The 22252-nt window shown below is 37.1% G+C and carries 23 protein-coding genes; 4 read left to right on the forward strand and 19 right to left on the reverse strand.

Annotation, left to right across the window (positions count from 1 at the left end):
- Positions 1-13 precede the first annotated feature (13 nt).
- From VIO64_RS15695 to VIO64_RS15725, 7 genes are all read right to left on the reverse strand, one after another.
- A complete protein-coding gene (locus VIO64_RS15695; RefSeq protein WP_331919911.1) occupies positions 14-574 on the reverse strand; it encodes a hypothetical protein in 561 nt (186 codons plus the stop codon).
- A gap of 126 nt (positions 575-700) precedes the next feature.
- Positions 701-1108, reverse strand: a complete 408-nt coding sequence (locus VIO64_RS15700; protein WP_331919913.1) for a DUF2304 domain-containing protein — start codon at positions 1106-1108, stop codon at positions 701-703.
- Positions 1105-1830: a glycosyltransferase family 2 protein gene (locus VIO64_RS15705; RefSeq protein ID WP_331919915.1), complete on the reverse strand. Its 726-nt coding sequence runs from the start codon at positions 1828-1830 to the stop codon at positions 1105-1107. Before VIO64_RS15705 ends, VIO64_RS15700 begins: the two co-directional genes overlap by 4 nt.
- A gap of 314 nt (positions 1831-2144) precedes the next feature.
- Complete coding sequence (locus VIO64_RS15710) at positions 2145-3857, reverse strand: CotH kinase family protein (RefSeq protein ID WP_331919917.1); 1713 nt, start codon at positions 3855-3857, stop codon at positions 2145-2147.
- A 199-nt stretch (positions 3858-4056) separates the two neighbouring features.
- Positions 4057-4374 (reverse strand): hypothetical protein, encoded by a 318-nt coding sequence (locus tag VIO64_RS15715; RefSeq protein ID WP_331919919.1) that lies wholly within the window; start codon positions 4372-4374, stop codon positions 4057-4059.
- Positions 4375-4379: 5 nt separating this feature from the next.
- A complete protein-coding gene (locus VIO64_RS15720; RefSeq protein WP_331919921.1) occupies positions 4380-4733 on the reverse strand; it encodes a hypothetical protein in 354 nt (117 codons plus the stop codon).
- A 21-nt stretch (positions 4734-4754) separates the two neighbouring features.
- Positions 4755-5027 carry a hypothetical protein gene (locus tag VIO64_RS15725; RefSeq protein ID WP_331919923.1) on the reverse strand — a complete coding sequence of 91 codons (273 nt, stop codon included), beginning with the start codon at positions 5025-5027 and terminating at the stop codon, positions 4755-4757.
- Positions 5028-5243: 216 nt separating this feature from the next.
- On the opposite strand from VIO64_RS15725, the gene VIO64_RS15730 reads away from it, so the two are divergent.
- Complete coding sequence (locus tag VIO64_RS15730; RefSeq protein WP_331919925.1) at positions 5244-6071, forward strand: DNA-formamidopyrimidine glycosylase family protein; 828 nt, start codon at positions 5244-5246, stop codon at positions 6069-6071.
- 28 nt (positions 6072-6099) lie between these two features.
- Positions 6100-7659, forward strand: coding sequence for a class I adenylate-forming enzyme family protein (locus VIO64_RS15735; RefSeq protein WP_331919927.1), 1560 nt, complete (start codon positions 6100-6102; stop codon positions 7657-7659).
- A gap of 41 nt (positions 7660-7700) precedes the next feature.
- On the opposite strand, the gene VIO64_RS15740 is transcribed toward VIO64_RS15735, so the two are convergent.
- The 7 genes from VIO64_RS15740 to VIO64_RS15770 all read right to left on the reverse strand — a co-directional run bounded on the left by VIO64_RS15740 (position 7701) and on the right by VIO64_RS15770 (position 14917).
- On the reverse strand, positions 7701-8006 hold the full coding sequence (locus VIO64_RS15740; RefSeq protein WP_331919929.1) for a GGDEF domain-containing protein: 306 nt from the start codon (positions 8004-8006) through the stop codon (positions 7701-7703).
- A 22-nt stretch (positions 8007-8028) separates the two neighbouring features.
- Complete coding sequence (locus VIO64_RS15745) at positions 8029-9378, reverse strand: histidine kinase N-terminal 7TM domain-containing diguanylate cyclase (RefSeq protein WP_331919931.1); 1350 nt, start codon at positions 9376-9378, stop codon at positions 8029-8031.
- A 52-nt stretch (positions 9379-9430) separates the two neighbouring features.
- On the reverse strand, positions 9431-10891 hold the full coding sequence (locus VIO64_RS15750; RefSeq protein WP_331919933.1) for a hypothetical protein: 1461 nt from the start codon (positions 10889-10891) through the stop codon (positions 9431-9433).
- A 29-nt stretch (positions 10892-10920) separates the two neighbouring features.
- The gene (locus VIO64_RS15755; RefSeq protein ID WP_331919935.1) at positions 10921-11739 is read right to left on the reverse strand and encodes a VanW family protein; all 819 of its coding nucleotides are present in this window, start codon (positions 11737-11739) and stop codon (positions 10921-10923) included.
- Positions 11740-11965: 226 nt separating this feature from the next.
- On the reverse strand, positions 11966-12910 hold the full coding sequence (locus tag VIO64_RS15760) for a transketolase family protein (protein WP_331919937.1): 945 nt from the start codon (positions 12908-12910) through the stop codon (positions 11966-11968).
- A 1-nt stretch (position 12911) separates the two neighbouring features.
- Positions 12912-13757, reverse strand: a complete 846-nt coding sequence (locus tag VIO64_RS15765) for a transketolase (protein WP_331919939.1) — start codon at positions 13755-13757, stop codon at positions 12912-12914.
- Positions 13758-13996: 239 nt separating this feature from the next.
- Positions 13997-14917 (reverse strand): YitT family protein, encoded by a 921-nt coding sequence (locus VIO64_RS15770; protein ID WP_331919941.1) that lies wholly within the window; start codon positions 14915-14917, stop codon positions 13997-13999.
- Positions 14918-15103: 186 nt separating this feature from the next.
- Here VIO64_RS15770 and csaB point away from each other — a divergent pair, with 186 nt between their 5' ends.
- Positions 15104-17323 (forward strand): polysaccharide pyruvyl transferase CsaB, encoded by a 2220-nt coding sequence (gene csaB / locus VIO64_RS15775; protein WP_331919943.1) that lies wholly within the window; start codon positions 15104-15106, stop codon positions 17321-17323.
- A 56-nt stretch (positions 17324-17379) separates the two neighbouring features.
- Positions 17380-18129, forward strand: coding sequence for a WecB/TagA/CpsF family glycosyltransferase (locus VIO64_RS15780; protein ID WP_331919945.1), 750 nt, complete (start codon positions 17380-17382; stop codon positions 18127-18129).
- A 115-nt stretch (positions 18130-18244) separates the two neighbouring features.
- On the opposite strand, the gene VIO64_RS15785 is transcribed toward VIO64_RS15780, so the two are convergent.
- From VIO64_RS15785 to VIO64_RS15805, 5 genes are all read right to left on the reverse strand, one after another.
- Positions 18245-18499, reverse strand: coding sequence for a hypothetical protein (locus VIO64_RS15785; RefSeq protein WP_331919947.1), 255 nt, complete (start codon positions 18497-18499; stop codon positions 18245-18247).
- A gap of 592 nt (positions 18500-19091) precedes the next feature.
- On the reverse strand, positions 19092-20945 hold the full coding sequence (locus tag VIO64_RS15790; protein WP_331919949.1) for an FAD-dependent oxidoreductase: 1854 nt from the start codon (positions 20943-20945) through the stop codon (positions 19092-19094).
- 67 nt (positions 20946-21012) lie between these two features.
- Positions 21013-21603, reverse strand: coding sequence for a hypothetical protein (locus VIO64_RS15795; protein ID WP_331919951.1), 591 nt, complete (start codon positions 21601-21603; stop codon positions 21013-21015).
- Between the two features lie 17 nt (positions 21604-21620).
- Positions 21621-21971: a type II toxin-antitoxin system PemK/MazF family toxin gene (locus VIO64_RS15800; RefSeq protein ID WP_331919953.1), complete on the reverse strand. Its 351-nt coding sequence runs from the start codon at positions 21969-21971 to the stop codon at positions 21621-21623.
- The gene (locus VIO64_RS15805) at positions 21971-22249 is read right to left on the reverse strand and encodes a CopG family ribbon-helix-helix protein (RefSeq protein WP_331919955.1); all 279 of its coding nucleotides are present in this window, start codon (positions 22247-22249) and stop codon (positions 21971-21973) included. Before VIO64_RS15805 ends, VIO64_RS15800 begins: the two co-directional genes overlap by 1 nt.
- Positions 22250-22252: the final 3 nt, after the last annotated feature.

The following is a 22252-nucleotide window of genomic DNA, read 5'->3' on the forward strand; positions in this document are numbered from 1 at the left end:
AAAGTTTATTTTTTTATAGCTTCAGATTGAGATTTTCCAGTAAAGTATTTATGCCGCCCTCAAAATTGAAAAACAGCGGCCTGTTCTTTTCATCCAGGACTAGCAGATAAGGTATTGTCTGCTTAGGAAAGATTATAAAGACTTGGTCTAATGAATTTACCCCATAATCGGTAAGCCATTTGTTATTTATTTCTGCCGATGGTACTAAAGGCACCCTGACAATGTACCCCTTTTCGGGAAAGGCCCTAACTTTTCCAAACATTCCTGTGATCTTCGCTAAATATCCGAGAGCTTCCTTCCGAGCAACAGGATTTGCCTCAACCTCCCTTACTACCTCTCCCCTTGCGATATCAAAAATCTCAATGTTCTTATTTGTTATGTCCGAGTCTGAAGATACTAAGAAGGATACTAAATTGTTTCTCCCAAATTCACCGACATTAAAGCTTATGGATTCAAAATATTTTTCAACTTCAATGCTCTGTTTATACTTGTAAAAACCGCAGCCCATAGCACAAACCAGTATAAGGGCAAAGAAAACACCCATATGCCTTGTCTTCATTTTAACAATTACCATTAACATATCACCTCATTATTCATTATGTTGCGAAGTGATACTTTATTACTTTTTAGCATATGTTTGCGTAAATTATTAATCTTAATCCCTATTGTCTAATTAACACTTTTAATATAATTTATTGTGCTATACCGCTTCATTATCCGCCTGTTCAAGATTTGAAACTGAATTATTCTCTAAAGTGTCCATTCTATTCTCCCCATCCAACTTTTCTTTCATCAATGTTATTTCCTGAGTCAATCGAATTATTCTTTTTGACTGATTTGAAACTACTATGGTTATCTGCAACGAATATAAAATTAAAAAGAGCAGCCCGAAAACAAATAATACTGACGGAGCATATTTTATGTTAATTAACATGGATATCTTCTCTATAGAGACAGGTGATACCGATAACATTAAAATTACCACACCGAAAAAAATCCAAAGCAACGAATATTTTTCCGACAGCTTATTTTTTCTCACAAGCTCAACAACGATTAACAAAAACATGATACTGAAAATAACAGAGAACAAGTAAATATTCATTATCATGACAAAGCACCCGATCTGATAGAATTAATCAATAATACAATACTCACCTTAATCATGTAATAGGCAGATTTAAAGGGTGTGATGGAAGAGGTTCCCCCTTGTCTTTCATTCATTTCTACTGGGATCTCCATAACTTTAAATCCCTTTTTATGAAGTCTTATCAAAACATCCACCTCAGGGTAATCGGAGGGATACTTATCCGCAAAGTATTCGAGTATTTTCCGATTTACAGCCCTAAACCCCGATGTAGTATCCTTAATGGGGTTTCCGGTAAGAAGAGTAACCAGCCCTGAAAAAAACACCATCCCAATGCGCCTTGATAACTTTGAATTATAGCCGGTCTTCTTCACATACCTTGACCCTATTACCATATCTGCATGACCATCTAGCAAAGGGGCTATCAGATCACCTAAATAAGCAGGATCATGTTGTCCATCCCCATCCAATTGAATTGCTATATCGTAATTATTCACCTTTGCATAAAGATAGCCTGTTTGCACAGCACCTCCGATTCCAAGGTTATACGGAAGCTTTAAAACCTTCACACCATAATCCTCTGCAATCTTTGAGGTATTATCATATGAGCCGTCATCTACAACTACAAGATCAATATTATGACCTGAGTTAAACAAGTTGTTTATCACTTTTGAAATGCTTTTTTCTTCATTAAAAGCAGGTACTATAACCAATATTTTTTTATTCCATGTATTTATTGCATTCATATTGATTTGATGTGGGAATATTCCCTTACTCCTCCCTAATATTTAATACCCTTTGAATACATTAATAATATTACAATCTCTTACCATTTAGTTTGCTCAAAAATTATATTTTGATGTATAATATATTCCATTAGCTTTAAATATTCAGTTTCAACATTTCTATGGATGACGGTTTATGTTTTATACATTTGGCCGCTCCTTTCTAATTTTACACGTTACCTACATTTATTTATTTTCCAGTAAAACAAAAAACTAGAACTGTCCAGACTAATAGTAATTAATCCAAAGAGCCCTAGTTATTACAATACGAACTGTTAATAAGTTTTGCCAAACTTTAATCCAATCAAAATAACATCTGACATGTTAATTGAATTATCTTTATTTATATCGCACTTTACAGCATAGCCGCTTTCTCCTAGGATTTTCCCAAAACTTTGTGCTATCAATATAACATCCGACATGTTTACTGTCCTGTCTTGGTTAACATCTTCCGCCCAGCCCGAAAGTGTATTTGTCGGACTTGCCTTAGTAGGTGTAGGACTTGCTTTTGTCGGCGTCGGCGTTGGAGTTGCAGATGCTGCCGGTGTTGGAGAAATTGTTATTCCCGCAAGGTAGCTGTTAACCGCACTATGACGCTTAGTTACGAGGTTTTTAAGATCTGTAAGTCCTTGATTAAACTGCGTTGCCCCATTTGTCAGGAAGCTGTATGGGCTTTTTTCGCCTTCAGCCCCTACTGTAAATGGCCGTATCATTTCATGAAGCTGGCTCATTTTCGCTGTTATAGTTGCTTGATTAAAGCAAGTGCTCATTGCATTCTTCATCTCGTAGTGATAAATGTTTTTGTAAACCAGATCATCTATCAAATAGCGAATCAAAGGCCAATTATTTCCGATTTCATTTAAGGAAAGTGTAGCAGGTATAGTTCCCATACCAGGCATACCGGGAAGACCGCCCATACCAGGCATACCCATCATGCCGAATGGATCTTCGGTAAGTGACAAATTGAAATCCCATGGAATATATACCATTCGTCCATTATCCGCAACATCCTGATACAAATAATGGTTCTTGGTTACCCAGCCGTAAGTATCAAAGTTCGTAATTGCAGTATTTATTGCAAGCCAGCGGAGAAAAAGATTGACATTAAAAACTTTTTCAAGGTTTGCTCTCCATGTTGCTGCATTGGACCTAGGAGCATTAAGTGCTGTAACAAGTGCCTGCAGATCGCTCCAGTCATCGGCATCTTCGTTGGTCTTCTTCTCATAGCCTTCCTTTTTGAATACTGTCAAATCAGCTCCGTTTGATGCTGTCCCCATACCAAATCCAGTTGAAGCTGCAAGGCCTTTGTACAAATTCCCCTCATCGCTTCCAAATTGAGTATCAAGCATCTTATTGGCAACATCCTCAAATCCAGTATACAATCCCCAGTATACAGGACCACTGCCGCTATCTATGTACACCCTGTAAAATGCACCACGGGCTGTCGGAACACCTGCTGAACGGAAAATATCACTTGTGAGTTTGTCCCTTATAAAAGAAGGGTCATACCAACAATTACTAAGCTTAAGGTCCTGGAATCCATAAAATCTCTGATTGTCAATCTCAGGATATTGATCTTCAAATTTGTCGAATTTTAAATGTAAGGGAAGTTTATGCTTTCCGCTTTGCAATGGAGTAAATAGCGTACTTGACCCTTTATATCTTACGCCCACATTAGTCCAGGTATAACCGTTAAATTTTACGGTAGCCGGCACATATATGGGGTCTGTAGTACTCATCATATTCAAGGATTTTACATTAGTTTCCATTGTATTATAGTTTTGTGAACTGATAGTAATGTCAATACGGTTTACCTTATCCTCAGGGAAAACCACTTGATAATTAGGATCCGCCTTTTTGCTGTGGGTTTCTTCCGTCCACCCCTGCGGTCTGGCAACATCTGCTGCATTAATCCTGACTGGGCTGATGCATAAAAGAGAAAACACCAAACAGGTTGATGCAGCAATTAATTTTAAAAATCTTTTCATCCGCACACCTCCGAAAAATCTATTAATATATTATTAAAAGCGAGTACAGGATTTTGATACGTTTTCTCAATTTTCTCTATGTACTAAGTTTATCATATATATTTTCTCAGTACCAATAAAATGAAAATTTGGTCAAAAAAATGCTGATTTTGATACTTGCTAGATTAAAAGTGATTAATCTAGATAATGTCCCTGTCCGTTAAAGCAGATGAAAGTTTTTCAAAACTCTCATCCCTGATTTTTTCATATTGGTTATTAGCTTTTCCGTCCCTAATAAAAACACTATATCGGCTCTAATACCCAAGAGTATCCTTGCATTTATTTTAATATATTTGGATATAGCCTGTGCTATGGGTTTTTCAGCAGATTGGGTTATCCTGTCCAGCTCCTTAAAAATTGCAATATGAAATGGATTTGGTTCCTTTACTACCTGATTATACTTTAGAGTCTCTATGGCTTCAATTGTGACAATAGGCGATATTCCTGTATATTGCTCAGATGATTTTTTATTAAACAAACGGTTTAGTAATGTATTTCTTTATATGGTTCATCGTTTACCGAAACTATTGTAAATTCAACAGGATTAAGTTCAGCATTAAAGTTTATTCCTAGGCTTACACTTGAGATTTTTCTCAGGCCTTTCAGAAGATCGGGAAGCTCTTTTTCCATTGCCTTAAATGTATCCTCTTCCGTTTTATTTTTTATAGCTTCAGAAATCTTTTTTAGCCCCTTTGATTTTAATTTTGCTCCTGAATCATAAATATCCTTTTTCATTTCAATAACACATGATACATAAGTTTCAAGCTCTCCAACCCGGGAAGCTGTTTCCTGCAAAAGGACTTCTCGAGTAATTTTATGTGCATTTATAACTGCCATCCCATCCAATAATGGAAGCACCTATTTAAAACAGGAGACAATCTCAGGGTTTTGCTGTAAATCTTCAATAATGTCGAGTCTATAATTTAAAACATCAGTGTCTTCGCTTAAGTTTATTAAGATATCCCTTACCGAAACCAAATGAGCGGAATCTATACTTAAAGCTTTTGAAAGCTCCTTTAATTCCAGACTTGAAACTATGCAATGATCCTCTGATATTACTTGTTTTACTTCTTTAAATTTTTCTATGTCCGGCCAAAGTAAACTCATAAATCCTAATTTTTTTGCTTCCACACACATTCCTCTTTGGATTTTTATATTAACATATCATTCCATAAACCTCTCTATATCAATCGATTCTATTACCTAATTTTAGCACAATTAGGTACACATGAATTTACACATAAACAACAACCACAATATAGCATTTCTCCAAATAAATTGATATAATAAATTATATGTAAAAAACAACCATTAATAAACCTTTTCAAATACTCAGGAGGCACGCTCATGATAGAATTACCAGAAGCTTTAGCAATGGCACAACAAATTAATGAAACAGTATTAAATAAGAAAATCCTAAACGTAACTGCGGCACATACCCCCCACAAGTTTGCTTGGTTCTATGGAGACCCTCAAAACTACAATAGGCTGCTTTCAGGTAAAAAAATAGGTAAAGCTGCCGGTTACGGTTCTATGATAGAAATACAAGTTGAAGATTCTATAATATTACTACATGAAGGTTTGGGCATGAGGTATCACTCAGAAAATGAGGAGAAACCAAAAAAACACCAGCTTTTAATTGAGTTTGAAGATGCAACGGCTATCAGTGTATCTGTTCAGATGTATGCAGGAATAGGTTGTTTTAAAGCAGGCGAATTGGATAATAAGTATTATAAGCTTGCAAAGGACAAGCCGTCACCCCTGTCCGATGAATTTGACAAAGATTACTTTGACAGCTTGGTTAATGCTCCTGATGTACAGAAGCTTAGTATAAAGGCTTTTCTTGCAACTGAGCAAAGAATTCCCGGACTTGGGAATGGTGTACTTCAGGACATTCTTTACAATGCTAAAGCCCATCCCAAGAAAAAAGTGCGAGATCTTTCTAAAGAAGATAAGGATAACATCTTTAGCTCAGTTAAATCCACTCTGGCAGAAATGACATTCCAGGGCGGAAGAGATACTGAAAAAGACCTGTTTGGCTGCCTTGGAGGGTATAAGACCAAGCTCAGCAAAAACACCTCAGGAAACACATGTGAACTTTGCAGCGGTATCATAGTAAAAGAAAACTATATGGGCGGCAGCATTTATTTCTGCACAGGATGTCAGCTGCTGTAAAATAAAAAATTAATGGAGGACATCAAAAATGAGGGAAATAAATAGAAATATTTATTCAGTTATAAAACGAAATAGTGTTTTATATCCTCACAATACATTGGTGTCCATCAACAATGAAAATGCCACCTATGATGCATTTATTAAGGATGCTGATCTAATAGCCTATTCTCTGGCTAACCTTGGGGTTTGTCCAAATCAAAAAATAGGCATCATTATGCCAAACTCTGTTCTGTGGTATAAAATATTTTGGGCTGCAGTAAAAATCGGTGCCCAGCCGGTTCCTTTAGATCCCCAGATAGGACAGTGGGAAATGGTCAGGCTTATGACACTGGCTGACATTGAGATATGTTTTGCCGCCTCGTCCTACAGGGCAAACAATATTTTACAAAACATCAAAACCGCATGTAAGGATATACCCTCCCTCAAAACAATAATAGGTATTGATTTGGAAATGGAGCAAGATGGTATCAAGCCCTTCAGAAACTTCATCATCTCTGAAAACGCCCAAAATCCAGATGTCATATACTGTCCTAAGGATAATCACACTCTTATGCTTGCCTGTACATCAGGCAGCACAGGAAATCCTAAAGTAATTGCAGTGCCCCATATAGGTTTTTATAAATCCCAGCTTGATATGGCAGATTATCTAGGGTTTGACCATAGGGACATAATGCTTTTGGGCATGCCCCTGTATCACCAGGGTGGTTTCGGCATGGGGCTCCAGATGGTCTTAAAAGGCGGAACCGTCGTGTACCAGACCTTGTTTGATCCACTGATGTTTTTAAACATTATCGTTGAAAAAAAGATAACTGTTATTCAACTTACAACAACCCTAGCTAAAATATTGTTATCGGCTGCTGAACTCTACACTTTTGATCTTTCAAGCGTGCGTATTTGTTATTTTGCAGGTGAGGTACTGCCAATAGACATTGCCAAAGTCTTTTATGAAAAGCTTGGTATTCGTGTAATTAATATCATCGGCTCTTCTGAAACCGGAACCATGGTAGTATGGGATTCACTGTATGACATGGATACCGATCCCAGCATTTTTCGTCCCCTTAGTTTCACAAAACTAAAGGTTCTTGATGATCATGAGAATGAGGTGCAGATTGGTCAGGTGGGAACAATATTCATTCATACCGACGCACTCATTACGGAATACTATAAAAACGAGAAGGAAACCTCCCTTAAACTCAAGTGGTTTGACGGTCTGAAATGGTTTAACACGGGAGATCTCGGAATGAAGCTTTCGGATGGAAGAGTCCGTTTTGCCGGAAGGGCTAAACGTATAATAAAAAGAGGCTCCAATCTCGTATGCCCTGAAGAGATAGAAGGATTTCTTTTGACCCATCCCGATATAGAAGCCATTGCAATAATTGGAGAAAAGCACCCGGTAATAGGGGAAAGGATTGTAGCTTATATTCAGCCCAAAAAAGGCTGCATCATTACCAGGGGAAAGATTCTGAAATTCTGTCAGGGGAAGATGTCAGCCTACAAAGTTCCTGATCAGGTTATTGTTACTGATGAGATACCCAAAGATATTGGCAAAGTGCAATATAAATATTTAAATGGCAATTCTTTAGAATAAGTTATTTTGATAAGTTATTATGAGGTTATTGTGAAGTTATTCTATCTGTATACAACCTGATTTTTGCCTTTTATCTTGGCAGTATACATCCTCTCATCTGCTATTTCAAACAAATCCCGGTTTAATTCCAAAGAGTCGTTTATGTATGCAGCAACTCCCATGCTTATTGTGATATGACCTTTTTGTGACATACTCCCAAAATCAAATTCATGCAGTGCAACTTCTTGTCTGATCCTTTCTGCAATGGTAATAATATTTTGCTCATCGGTATTACTGAAAAGTATGACAAACTCTTCTCCGCCATATCTGCATACAATATCTCCATCACTAACACTATTTAAAAGCAACTTTGCCAGCTGACATAAGATTTCATCTCCTACAACATGCCCCGTACTTATCATTTATTTTTTTAAAATCATCAATATCCACTATTGCTATACCAAAATCCTCAACATTTCCAATGTCTATATTATGTTTAGTATACTTTAATATTTTTGAGACTTTCTCGGCATACTTTTCGCTAAATACCCTCCTGTTAAATATTCCCGTCAATCCGTCCATGTCAGCCAGTTCCTTTAACCTTTGGTTCAGCTCTACTATTTTTTCATTCTGCACCTTTAACTCGGTGTTGTACTTATCGAGCTGAATATTTTTTTCTCTTAATATAGCCATACTTTCATAGTGCCTGGTAACATCCTTAAATAGAATAATTTGCCCCATATTCTTTTTATTCATCGTAACTACAGCAGGTTCTATTTCAAAAAATCTTTCACTTCCGTTGATAATGTACCTCTTTTCCTGGGTTTTAATATTATTGTATTCATAAGTGTTATAGCAACCCGGATCATCCTTTGCACCTTCTACATATGATATTTCAAGTGTTTTAGCTATCTCCTGAAAACTGTTTCCTATATTGATTTTTAGTGAATTGCCGAATAAATCAACAAACTTTTTATTGAAGTCTACAACTGTCAAATTTTTATCAATGATTACAAGAGCCTCTGACATATGATCCATTATTGTTTTTAATGCTATTGGTGTAATATCACAAAATCCATATTTATTGATGGCTATCCAGAAAAACAAAGCAGTAGCCGAAAAGGATATAACCATATCATCAGGCGTCAAAGGCGTAAAGAACAGGCTGGTGATACTTAATACCATAGGCGGTATAATACCTAATATAATAAAAATCAATTGTTTAAAATATGCAGCTGAATTTATTAATGCATATCTTAGGAAGTTATAAAATCCAATAAATACACATGCATATAAGTAAGCAACATGAATATAGCCATAATAACCTATATCGGTTTTTCCTGTGTGTATATCATACGCTTTCCACAGCAAGCCATGCCAGTCATTTGTCGCCCACATAACCGAACTTATGCATGGCAGAACCCAGAACCATAAATATTTAGGGTTTCTGATATTAGCGTTAGGGTTTATATAGACAAGACTCATAAGTAAAAATATTACCGGAATAAAGAAAACCGGTATATCCTTTGATCTGTAAAATACATCATAAAGGCTATTATCGGGTGGAATAGAAAATATAAATCCCCGCAGCGTTATAGAATCCATTATGCCACTATACAGCAATGCGGATAATAAGTAAATAAACATTCGTGCAACAGGTGTTTTATTCTTTTTTCGCATTGTATTTGCCAATAACAAACTTGATGATGCCATTGACATATATAACAATATAATAAACAATTATGTTCACCCATTTTTATGCATTTGTATTTATTTGTATATCGGTTAAATTTTAATCAATCATTATAGCAGATATAACAGCAGGGCTATTTATAAAAATCCTGTTGTTGTGCTTCTTAATATAACCTTCCTCAAATAGTTCTGTTACAGACGTTTCAAAATCAGATTTCCCATTCTGTGTTTCCAAGCTGTCCCACAGCTCCTTGTCCTCAGGTCTTTCGAAATCCAGAAAACCCAAATTGAATATATTTTCGACCAACTCATTTTTTATTATTGCCATTTTATTTTTTTCGTCATAGGGCGGAAGCAGGGTCACGCTTTTAGGAACTATTCTTCCTGTATCATATTTATATATAGTATATAGAGAACCCAGGTTTAGATTTGGAGGCAACTGAAACCTCATAAGACTATGAGAACAAATCTCCTTTTTGCCATCCCCGTCAAAATCATTTACTATATATCGATAAATATGTGGATAAAATCCCATTTTTCCTTTTAATAGCTCGCTTATTTCAAATCCGCTTTCATCTTCCAAGGATTTTATATCACCTGCGGGATCAGCTGTCCATTGCTTGTTTAATTGAGGAAAAGCAACTCTCACCTTTCCACTTTTAAGATAACTGAATTCCATATCCGGCAGATCAATTTTAAACTCCCTCAATTTGTTTTCCTTATATTCATAAGCTTTGCATTCCCCTGTCATTCCTACCCCATTTGTCATCCATGAGTATGATATAAAAACAACTGAGCCCTTATCTTTAGGAATAAACTCAACTGACGGTGCATCATACATTATGTGGAATGGTTCAGTTACCCACCCTATCTCCGTTTCAACTGTAACTTCACCTAAACCTACTTGAAGCTTAAGCTTCCCATTTGAATCTTTTGTCGGCGACTTGTAAAATGCCAGCACAACATCCTCCGCTGTGCCGTCACCGTCAACATCATGGCTGTAAGCCTTTCTCATACTGTCCTGCACCTTATCCGGCAGGTCAATTGAAGTTTGCAACTCATCTATTAATAAGTTTTTCCAAAAGCCACTGCTGTCTCCCCAAAGTCGATAGATATTCGTATCCTCTTTCATATAAAAAGTGCTATCCTCAACAGACAGCAAAATATGGTTTGCCCCATCAAATTCCAAGCTATAGTCATATTTGTTGAAATTAAAGCCGGAGTATTTAGCGGTTGAAGCATCTAGCTTTTCAGACTTTTGCAGCATGTCCAAAACAGTGTGTTTTAATAATTCCGATGCCTTATATGCTTTACTGCGGTCTTTTTCCCTTATCTGCAGCGTATAATTGTCATTAGTTGTTACCAGTTCCTCAAAGGTTTTATAAAGCAGCTCATTGGAACTAACCTTGGGCTGGGAGCTGCTCTTTGGTGAGGGATTACTCTCAACTAATGGGTTGTTATATGGCTGCTCTTGGATTTTACCGCACGATGTCAGCAGCGAAACGGATAATATCAAAGTCAAAATAAATTTGGGCAATCTTTTTTTCCATTGTCTCATCATGGTATCTCCTCCATTCTGCATATAGTACTCTAATTATCCGATATTAGCGGTGAATACATCATTATGGCATTGTTTTCTGTGACAAACTCATCATCCACCATAAGACCTCTTTCATTATAAACTTTTCTATGTATTGTATTGTGCCTTATATATCCACCCCAATAAGTGCTTTTGATGCTATGCTCCTTCTCATACACCTCATATGAGGTATTTTGCGGCTTTTCACACATCCACTCCGCGTAGAGGAACTCATCGTCCATACTTAATTTCAGTTGATAGTCGTTATCTGTTTCATTTAGAATTTGAAGATCAATATAATTGTATACACAGGTTGCACCGCTTCCAAAGGGCTGTGTCCTTCCTGTATCGGGAAAAATGTCATGGCTGTGTCTGTATCTTTGAATTACAGTGAGGGGTGTATGTAGTGTTATCCAGTATATAATGTTGGATAGTTGGCAAAGTCCTCCACCCGCACCTGCACCGAAGCTTCCGTCAGGATTCAGGATAAGGCCTTCCTTATAGCCTTTTTTTGCAGATGGCTTACCTATAAGCTTCCAAAAAGAAAATATCTGGCTTTTTTTTAAAATTATCCCATCTATTCTCTTTGAAGCAATCCTTAGATTATTTACCTTATTATATTGCAAGCTTATATCGACTCCGGGAAGCTTCCTGATAAGAGGTGCTTTATGGCAGAATGCCTTGTAAGGCAAGCAGCTTAGTAAAAAGGAATTTGCAAACTTGTTTCCTCCCAAATACCACTGGCAGTATCTTAGAAATGTATAATACCTCTTACCCAGATAAATCCTTAGCTTTACCCGCTTTTTAGGCTCGATATATAAAGATTTCATTTATATCATCTCCATAGAATTGAGTAACAGGATGAAAATCATTATTATCTTTATTATATTAGATTTGAAGAAGAAATAAGTTACATATTAGTTAAGAAATGATTAAAATATTACTTACACTTTTGAGCGGGTGTTGAAGAGCTAAGTCAACAATTTCCTATACAATACAAAAAGATACCGAGCTGTACGGCACGGTATCTTTATAATAGTCTATAAAAGTCATTTATTATTTCTTTTTAAAGCCAATCAATTCCTTAGCACCTGCAACAATAGCCTCTTTTGTAAGCCCGTATTTTTCAAGTAATGCTTCAGGTTTACCCGACTTACCGAATTGATCGTTAACCCCTATTCTCTTCATAGCAACCGGATAGTTTTCTACAACAACCTCAGCTACAGCACCTCCGAGACCGCCAATAATACTGTGTTCTTCAACTGTAAGTATTGCTCCCGTTTCCTTCGCAGCTTTAACTATTATGTCCTTATCTATGGGCTTTATTGTATGAATATTTACAACTCTGGCCTTTATTCCTTCATTTGCCAAAAGTTTGCTAGCCTCTAAAGAAAGGTGAACCATATATCCGGTACTGATGATGGTAAGATCACTGCCTTCAGCTATTTCAATACCTTTACCCAGCTCAAATTTGTAATCATTCTCATCGAATATTACAGGACAAGCAAGTCTTCCCAATCTTAGATAAAAGGGCCCTTTTGTTTCTATTGCAGCCTTCACCGCAGCCCTTGTTTCTACAGCATCTGCAGGGCTTATAACAGTCATATTGGGTATAGTCCTCATAAGAGCAATATCTTCAACGGTTTGATGGGACGCTCCATCCTCACCTACAGTAATACCTGCATGAGTAGCACCTATTTTAACATTGAGTGCCGGATAGCATATCGAGTTTCTAACCTGCTCGAAAGCCCTGCCTGCTGCAAACATTGCAAAGGTACTTGCAAACACGGTTTTATTACAGGTAGCTATTCCTGCAGCAGTAGCCATCATATTGCCTTCAGCAATACCCATATTTATAAATCTTTCAGGATATTTATTCTTAAATAAATCAGTTTTAGTGGATTTTGATAAATCCGCATCTAAAACTACTATTTTAGGATCACCGCCAAATTCTAACAACGCACTTCCATAAGCTTCCCTTGTAGCTATTTTCTTTTCCATGTTATTCGACCTCCAATTTAGCCAAAAACTCATCCAACTCAGCTATAGCCGCATCTCTCTGCTCTTTGTTGGGAGCCGAGCCATGCCATCCTGCCTTATCTTCCATAAAAGATACGCCTTTACCTTTTATTGTTTCAGCAACAACCATTACCGGTTTGTCCTTAGTTTTTTTAGCTTCATCCAAGGCTTCAATTATCTGCTGGTGTTCATGACCGTTTATAACAATAACTTTAAAGCCGAAAGCTTCAAACTTTTCCTTCACCGGCTCAGGCGAAAGAACCTCGGCAATTTTACCGTCAATCTGAAGGCCGTTATGGTCGAGGAATACAGTAAGGTTATCCAGCTTATAATGTGCTGCACACATAAGTGCCTCCCAAACCTGTCCTTCCTGAATCTCACCGTCTCCTAAAATTGAATAGACTCTATAGTCTTTTCCATCAAGCTTGCCTGCTAAAGCCATCCCTACTGCAGCCGAAATACCCTGGCCTAAAGAGCCGGTTGACATATCAACTCCAGGGACCGATTTCATGCTTGGATGCCCTTCAAGGTAGCTGTCAACTTTTCTAAAGGTATGTAAGTCTTCCTTAGGAAAAAAACCTTTTTCTGCCAAAGCACCGTACAGTGCCGGTGAACAATGACCCTTTGAAAGAACAAAACGATCCCTGTCCCCCCATTGAGGATTCTTTGGGTCAACCCTCATTTCCTTAAAGTAAAGGACTGATAAAATATCTGCACAAGACATTGATCCTCCAGGATGCCCTGAGGATGCACTGTAAACCTGCTCAATAATATCCTTGCGGATTATTGTTGCATAACGCTTTAATTCATTAATCTTCTGGATATCCATCACTACAACTCCTTATTTAGAATAAATTAAAATTAATATAAAACTCACATTACAAAATTGCAAATGTATTACATAAAAATCAATTAATTTTTATAAATAAATTTCACAATTTATTTATGTAAGAATGGATAAATTATTTATATTTTCTATAGTTATAAGTATCACTAAACAGTATACTATAGAGATACTAAATAGTCCAGAGTATATTCGGTTTTTACCCTTTATTTCCCTTCCCCGTCTCAGTTTCCGTCATAGGTTTTGAAACCTTCTCCCAGAACCTCTCTGATGTCGGTAAGGATAATAAAGGAGTTGCTGTCCAGTTCCATTATTATTTCCTTCAGCTGCTGTAGCTGCCCCCTATGAACAATGCAAAGCAGTACATTTTTGTCCTTGCCGGTATACATTCCGATTCCCCTTAAAGCAGTTACGCCTCTATCCATGACATCCATTATCCGGGCAGCAATTTCGTCGGATTTATCGGATATGATAAGAACGGATTTGGCAAAATTCACTCCTTCCAATACAGCATCTATTACCTTTGAAGAGATATAAAGAGTAATTATCGCATACATTCCCAGATGGAAACTGTTAAATGCTATGGTTGCACAGATGATTATAGCGGTATCGATAATCATTATAAGCTGCCCCATGGTCAGGTTGGCTATAAAATGGTTAGCAATTCTTGCAGCCAAGTCACTCCCGCCTGTGGTTGCACCTGCTTTAAAGACCATCCCCAATCCCAATCCCATTAGAAAACCTCCGAATATGCTGTATAAAAACAGATCTGGAACTGATGGAGTAGGCTCCACCTTAACAAGATAATTATCTACAAAATACCTGGTATAAGGCTCTAGAAAATCTATAAAAACAGATAGTAATATTGTGCTGAAAAAAGTCCTTACAATAAACTTTCTTCCTATAAATTTAAATCCAAAAACAAATAAAGGAATATTCAAAACCAGCATAATGGCTCCTACAGGAAACTTCTGGCTAGTAAGATAATATATAACAGTGGCTATGCCGCTGACTCCCCCCGGAGCAATTTTGTAGGGCACCATAAATACACTTATTGATACAGCAGTTATAAGCGAGCCTAGGACAATGAGTAAGCTGTTTTTCCAAAAAGCATTAGTTTTTATGCCTGAAAATATTTTTTTCATAACCACACACCTATATTCTTTTTTATATACTATGATTTCATTGATGTCAAAAAAACTCTATTCTTATCCAATATTATTATTTTCCACATCCAGAAAAATGATACACAAAATAAAGAGCTGTTGCTATTTTACTAGGGTATGCTATAATATACACGGGTTTTAACTCTATGAACGGAGAGAAAATATATGAAAGTTCTTCATTTGATAGGCGGTGGAGATGTTGGCGGTGCCAAAACCCATGTTCTGTCGCTTGTAAAGGAATTGAGCAAACACATAGATGTCAAGCTGATAAGCTTTAGAAAAGGCGTTTTTGCCGATGACGCAAAGGCAATGGGTATAGACGTGGAAGTTATTCAATCCGGTAATTTATTAAAGGATATCAGGAGAGTCATTTCCATTGTACAGGATGAAAATTATGTGATGACCCATTCCCATGGTGCAAAGGCAAACATGATAGCAGTAATTGTAAGCCGCTATACCAAGGTTCCCACCGTAACAACAGTGCACAGTGATTACAGGCTGGATTATCTCCAGAGCTTCATAAAGAGGGTCACCTTCGGAATAATCAATACTATAGCCCTAAGGTTTATTGACTATTATGTTGCCGTCTCTAAGAATTTTAAAGACATGCTTGTAAACAGGAGATTTTTACCCAATAAAATCTTCACAGTTTATAATGGAATAGATTTTGATCATGATATAGGAACTTACTCTAAAGACAAGTTTGCAAAGAAATATAATCTTAACATTGATTCAAGCGATATACTTGTAGGTATACTTGTAAGATTGACTCCCGTTAAAGGACTTACTGTATTCATCAACGCTGCCAAAGAAGTAATTAAGAATAATCCTAATGTCAAGTTTCTTATAGGCGGTGAGGGTGAAGAAAAAAAATCCCTTGAAGCAAAAGTAAGCTCAATGGGACTATCGGATAATGTACTCTTTTTGGGTTTTGTAAACGATCCATACGAGTTCATGAGTAATATTGATATAAATGTATTGACATCCATAAGCGAAAGCTTTCCATACTCTATTCTTGAAGGTACAAGAGTAAAGAAAGCTACCGTAAGCAGCAATGTTGGAGGTCTGCCCGACCTTATTGATCATGGTGTAAATGGATTTCTCTTTAATCCTGGAGACCATGTAAAACTGTCCCAGTACCTTCTGAAGCTTGTTAATGATAGGGAGCTGAGGGAAGACATGGGCAATCGGATCTATCTAAAGGCCAGCGAAAAGTTCTCCCTTAAAAACATGTGCAAAACTCAACTGGATATATATGAATCTGTATTGCAGGCCAAGTCCTTAGAAAGCCACTCTGACCCTGATATAATAATATCAGGATATTACGGTTTCAAAAACATCGGGGATGATGCCATGCTTATGGCCATCACCAAAAACTTGCGTCAACATAAAAAGGACGCCAAAATTATGGTTTTATCCAGAGAGCCCCACGAAACAAAAGGCTTATACAATGTAGACTCTGTGTTTCGCTTCAACCTTATAAGCATTTTAAGGTCAATGAAGCGCGGTAAGCTTTTTATCAATGGCGGCGGTAATCTTATACAGGACAACACAAGCACCAGATCTCTTATTTATTACCTGTTAATGATCTGGTTGGCAAAAAAAAGGCATATGAAGGTTATGCTGTATGCAAACGGAATTGGCCCCATAAATAGGCGTATTAACAGAAAAATTACAAAATACGTTTTAAATAACGCCGATGTAATAACCTTGAGGGAAAACTGTCCTTCAAAGCAGGAAATTGACAATCTACTTATAACCACTCCAAAAGTTTTGATAACAGCAGATCCCGCTACCACTATTGAACCTTCACCCTCAGAGGAGATAGACAAAATTCTTCTTAATGAAGGAATTGATGGGGAGGGTCCATTCATTGGTTTTTCCATAAGGAAGTGGCATAACCTGGATAGGTATGAGCGGGTTGTAGCAGATGCTGCAGATTATGTATTAAAGACCCATGGGTTAAAGCCTGTTTTTATACCGATGCATTACCCTTCAGATCTTGCCATATGTGAAAGAATAGCTTCTAAAATGAGCGGAAATGCTTATATAATTAAAAATAAATACTCGGTTCCCGAAACAATAGGTATAATCAGCAGAATGGATATTCTTGTGGGCATGAGGCTCCATGCACTTATCTTTGCTGCCTGCCAGGCGATCCCCGTAGTAGGCCTCATTTATGAACCGAAGGTTGAAGGCTTCCTTAAATCAATAAACCAGCCTTCTGCAGGACATGTGAAGGACCTTGACTACGACAATCTCATAGCATTAATTGAAAAGGTGCTGAAGGACAAATCAAATATCAGCAGGCAATTGGCCGGAATATCGGATTCTCTTAAGGAAAAGGCCATTGAAAATGCTAAAATAGCCATAGATCTTTTATAGTTCGGTATCTGTATAAGGATGGCACAATAATTTATATATAGGAGTAAGTGTTTTTTATGAGAAATACTGTAGACATTTTAGGTGTACCTGTTGATAAACTTAATATGAGACAATCCGTCAACACTGTAACGGCATTCTTATCTCAGAATAAACTTCATGCCGTGTATACACCCAATGCGGAAATAATGATGGAGGCCCACAGGAACCCATATCTTAAAGATATTCTGTGTCAAGCCGATTTACTTGTTGCAGATGGTGCAGGAGTGGTGTTGGCATCAAAAATATTAGGGCTTGGCCTTCCCGAAAGGGTTGCAGGCTTTGATCTCATAAAAAATCTATTTGCCGAAGCAGAAAATATCAAAATGAGGTTCTTTCTCTTTGGAGGTAAGCCGGGCATAGCTGAGGAAGCAGAAAAATACCTTTTAGCCAATTATAAGAATATTGAGGTTGTAGGCGTGCGGAGCGGTTATTTTAGTAGCTCTGAGGAAAAAGAGATTATTGATCAGATTAATTCGTCCAAAGCAGACATCCTGCTTGTAGCCCTTGGTGCCCCCAAACAGGAAATATGGATTCATGAGCACAAACGCCTCCTGAATGCTAAGGTTTGCATTGGAGTGGGAGGTAGCCTTGATATACTGTCAGGCAATGTAAAAAGGGCACCTGAGTTCTTCCAAAAGTATGGTCTTGAATGGTTTTACAGGCTTTGCAAGGAGCCTTGGAGGTATAAGCGGATGATGGATTTACCGAGGTTTATTATGAAAGTATTGCAGGTTCGACTTTCTTCAAAGAAAAGTAAAACAGTATAATAGTGGTGTAGCATATACTACTATTTCCTAGACATAAAAAAGCTGCTAAAAGTTTTATAACTTGAAGCAGCTCTTTTTAGAACTTCGAAACCTATGATAAAGATATCCAACACGCTTACATATCCATCATTTTTTTCTTCATGTCCTCATAAACAAACTTGTACATTTTAAACAACTCATTTGCAGCAGGGTCTCCAGTATTTACATCCGGGTGGTATTTTTCCATGATACCCTTCCAACCCACTTTTAGTATCTCTTCTCTCATACCCCTAGCTCTATCAAGAGCACCAGTTTTTTCATTCAACTTAACTAATTGATCCCTAAGCTTGGTAAGCTTTTCGAGCATTAAATTCAATTCTTCATTTCCCATATTAGAACTCCCCTATTCTCATTACTTCTTTCTAAATTTAAAAGTGATCGATAACACTTTTATATAATTAATAATTACAAATTATTACACATTTGGCAAGTAGCTAAATGCACATATAAACTTATCTCTATATTTATAAACGCTGCCCTGTAAAAAAGTTTTTTCTCGCAGCTCACCTCCAGACGATGAGAATCAACTTGTACAGGTCCTCTATGGATTTGGTAATTATTATTCCACATTTTTAGATTTGTACACATTCCGTAATAATGTCTACTAAATCAAAACTGTAAAACAATTTATTTCCAAGCCCAAAAAAATTTATATGAATTGAATAGATATAAAATACAGTTAACTATTACTGTATATAACTATTCAAACATTTTTAATTTAATTAATTTAATTGAGTAAACAATTGAAATAAGGAAATAAAGAAACTATCTGAGATACTGCATAATGAAAGGAATCAACTACTGCTTATTACTTACTTCAATATATCATATTATGCGATATAGAAAGAACAAAATCATTATGTAACTTACCTTTATTAATTTATATTGTACCACAGGATTTTATTTTTGTGAATATAATTTTGCTATTTTTGAGGAAAATCTTTACCAGTGTATAGTGAAATATTATATGCACTAAGCTCATAAACATGATTTAGTGTTAGGATTTTCTTATCCCTCAGCCTTAGAGCCATGGCGTCATTGATAAGACCTTTTGTACAGGCTTTGATATATGCTTCTAGGGTATGAGATGATTGCCCGTTCATGGCAAGGAGAATTTCTGCTGCTTTATCCAGTGTAAGGCCTTTATCCGTAAAGTATGGTCTCAATCGTTCATCAAGCTCAAGGGAGTACTTTTCAGGTGCAAGCCTTGCCACACCGTTTAACAGAAGAGCAGCAAATTCCTTTTGTGTTGCTTCCTTGTCAAGTTTGTAGTCATTGTTGTTTCCACTCGATATGATGCCCAAAGTGTTCAGCTGCCTGATAGAGGGATAAACCCAGCTGTCTACATTGGGATTTTTTATCTTAAAATTTGGAAGATACGCCCCCAGCTTTATAAGCAGCTTGTTTAACTCGTTCATGTTCTCAACCTTTGACCCTTTATTTAAAAACTCCCGCGGTCTTTGATTTTTTACAATTGAGTAGACAGCAGCCACGCCAGCCGATTCCCCAACTGTCATACTAGTACTATAGCCCGTTGTACCGCTTGAAACAAGTGAAGAGTATGATATTTTGTCCCCAACCATATATAAGTTGTCAATATCTTTAGGTATTGTACATCCTAAAGGTATGGAAAACAAGGCAGGCTTTCCAATCACATATTTTTCTTTGGAGTCTCCCTGCGAGTAGGCAACAATAGAATTTGATACAACTGCAATCTTGTCTATAAAATCGGTGTTTTCAAGGGCTTCATTTATGCTTAATACATGTTCACCCTTAAAATGCCTGTAGTCATTTATAATAAACTTGTCTGCGGTACTTTCATAAACTGAATTCTGGAAGGGAATAAGCCTGTCTTTTAGAAAGCCTGCGAAGTTTTTTGTTTCTTCCACCGCTTTAACATATGCTTTCTCAACAGCCTTATGGTCTGAAACATCTATGTCAAAGGCTTCAATTCCTTGAACTATAACCTTCTGATCTCCCTCGTCAAAAAATCCAACTTTACCCAATTTGAACTCAGGGTGTATAGGCTGGTATTGGGACAGTACATCCTTAAGCCTTGCAATTTTATTTTGACCCAGCAACTCTTCCACATCCGTCCATTTCACATTGGCAACCTCAAAGTTTATACCCACAGGCCTGTATATATTTTTTAGATTTAGATCGTCTGCACCTTTAGTAAAAGGAACATTGCACTTAAAAAGAAGATCGCCGTTCTTTGAAGCATCAATAAATCTTTTTGCATAATAGCTTGTCTCCTTTTTATCCACAACGAGGTTTATTCCGTATAATGATTCATTATCTATGGTTGCGGATACCAAAACACCACCGTAAACCACTTGAAGATCTTTCTCCTCTTCAACGAGGCTTTTCATTACACTTTTATATTTTTGAGAAGAAATAGTTGTACCCAACTGAGAGGCTATTTCTTTAAAGATTTTACCGCCTAAGGCTTCATTATTTACCCCCTTTAAAATCTCAAAATTAAAATCAAGGGAACTGCAAGGCAGTCCCCCTAGATCGCTGCCTGAAGCCACAAGCAGCGTTTTAGCTCCTGATCTGGCCGCTGCCAAAGAAGCCGCCAATCCCTCTGGCTCTTCTCCATAAACGATCACATCATATTTGTCTTTTTCTTTTATTATGTCATTCTTTGCCCAACCAAGATCGCTGCTTGCCTCTTTAATATCACCATCCTTTTTAATAAGGGGCTTTACTGCAAATTGATATATGAACAACAAACAAACAAGAAATATGCCGATTCTTACAATCTTATCCTTCATATTTCCCCTCCAAATCCGATATAGGCCTGGTCCACCATATAAATCGTTAACAACCTGTACCACAATTTTACTTGTCGGCTATTTTATATGTTCCCTTGACAATTAGCCAACAACCTGTAACTGCGGTTATTCCTCTTCCATCATCCCTTGAAACAAGAAGCAAATGGTTGAGTGCAATAGGAGCACCTGTAGTTAAATCCGCACTCTTTGCAGCTGTTATATCCGAAAGCCCTCCATATGTGCCTGATATTGCCTTAGCACTTCCGGATCTTAAAATAATTTCTGTGCTTGCCCCTGCTATAAGCTTCTGACCCGCTTTAAGCTCTAATGGCTGAAATTTGAAGGATTCCGGGTCAACCTCTTTTAACTGCTTGCTCATAGCATCATTTGACGCTGTGAGCTTTGTTATTTTATCACTGGCTTCAGTAAGCTTTTTTGTCAAATCACTTATTGTTGTATTTGCAGTTTCTAGCTTTGCAGCAATTTCACCAACCTTCTGATCCACATAGCTTTGTGAAACCACAGGATCGTTTTCGGTACCGGGCTCAGGTGAAACGGCAGTAACTGCCTTTACAATATGTACAGTAAAAAAACTTGTCATTATAATAAACAACAATATAGGATATTTATATTTAAATATTTTTGATCTCTTCATCATTTGTACCCCCTAGAATATCATATATCTGTTAATCCAAAACTAATACTGATGGCATCGTTTACTTTATCCATCAACTCTTCATCCAAACGACCTATCTTTTCTCGAATCCTCATTTTATCAATTGTCCTGATCTGCTCTAAAAGTATAACCGAATCCTTGGCAAGGCCATATTCCATAGCTCCAATTTCTATATGGGTAGGAAGCTTTGCCTTGTTAATCTGGGATGTAATGGCTGCTGCTATTACTGTAGGGCTATACTTATTGCCAATGTCATTCTGAACAATCAAAACAGGCCTTACGCCTCCTTGTTCAGACCCTATAACAGGACTCAAATCGGCATAAAAAATATCTCCACGCTTTATTACCACTATATTTCCAACTCCCCGAGACTTTCCTCATATTTTTGCTGCTGCTCATTGTCCGCATCAAAACACATTTCTGCCAGTCTAGCATTAATCTCCGCCATCTCCTGGTAGCCTTTTTTCATTTTATCCCTCATTTCGATTCTTCTTTTCTCTCTTATATAAAGCTTCATCGCTTTCCTGACAAATTCACTTCTGTTTATTTTCTCAACAGCAATAATTTCATCAACCTCTTTTAATAAATTATCAGGAAGACTCACCAATATTTTTTTTAAATCTGACAAAAA

The sequence above is a fragment of the Pseudobacteroides sp. genome (assembly GCF_036567765.1).
Lineage (GTDB): Bacteria > Bacillota > Clostridia > Acetivibrionales > DSM-2933 > Pseudobacteroides.

Coding starts and splice junctions, on each gene's coding strand:
- VIO64_RS15695 (WP_331919911.1), bottom strand. CDS start 574: ATGGTAATTGTTAAAATGAAGACAAGGCATATGGGTGTTTTCTTTGCC.
- VIO64_RS15700 (WP_331919913.1), bottom strand. CDS start 1,108: ATGATAATGAATATTTACTTGTTCTCTGTTATTTTCAGTATCATGTTT.
- VIO64_RS15705 (WP_331919915.1), bottom strand. CDS start 1,830: ATGAATGCAATAAATACATGGAATAAAAAAATATTGGTTATAGTACCT.
- VIO64_RS15710 (WP_331919917.1), bottom strand. CDS start 3,857: ATGAAAAGATTTTTAAAATTAATTGCTGCATCAACCTGTTTGGTGTTT.
- VIO64_RS15720 (WP_331919921.1), bottom strand. CDS start 4,733: ATGGCAGTTATAAATGCACATAAAATTACTCGAGAAGTCCTTTTGCAG.
- VIO64_RS15730 (WP_331919925.1), top strand. CDS start 5,244: ATGATAGAATTACCAGAAGCTTTAGCAATGGCACAACAAATTAATGAA.
- VIO64_RS15735 (WP_331919927.1), top strand. CDS start 6,100: ATGAGGGAAATAAATAGAAATATTTATTCAGTTATAAAACGAAATAGT.
- VIO64_RS15750 (WP_331919933.1), bottom strand. CDS start 10,891: ATGATGAGACAATGGAAAAAAAGATTGCCCAAATTTATTTTGACTTTG.
- VIO64_RS15755 (WP_331919935.1), bottom strand. CDS start 11,739: ATGAAATCTTTATATATCGAGCCTAAAAAGCGGGTAAAGCTAAGGATT.
- VIO64_RS15760 (WP_331919937.1), bottom strand. CDS start 12,910: ATGGAAAAGAAAATAGCTACAAGGGAAGCTTATGGAAGTGCGTTGTTA.
- VIO64_RS15765 (WP_331919939.1), bottom strand. CDS start 13,757: ATGGATATCCAGAAGATTAATGAATTAAAGCGTTATGCAACAATAATC.
- VIO64_RS15770 (WP_331919941.1), bottom strand. CDS start 14,917: ATGAAAAAAATATTTTCAGGCATAAAAACTAATGCTTTTTGGAAAAAC.
- csaB (WP_331919943.1), top strand. CDS start 15,104: ATGAAAGTTCTTCATTTGATAGGCGGTGGAGATGTTGGCGGTGCCAAA.
- VIO64_RS15780 (WP_331919945.1), top strand. CDS start 17,380: ATGAGAAATACTGTAGACATTTTAGGTGTACCTGTTGATAAACTTAAT.
- VIO64_RS15785 (WP_331919947.1), bottom strand. CDS start 18,499: ATGGGAAATGAAGAATTGAATTTAATGCTCGAAAAGCTTACCAAGCTT.
- VIO64_RS15790 (WP_331919949.1), bottom strand. CDS start 20,945: ATGAAGGATAAGATTGTAAGAATCGGCATATTTCTTGTTTGTTTGTTG.
- VIO64_RS15795 (WP_331919951.1), bottom strand. CDS start 21,603: ATGATGAAGAGATCAAAAATATTTAAATATAAATATCCTATATTGTTG.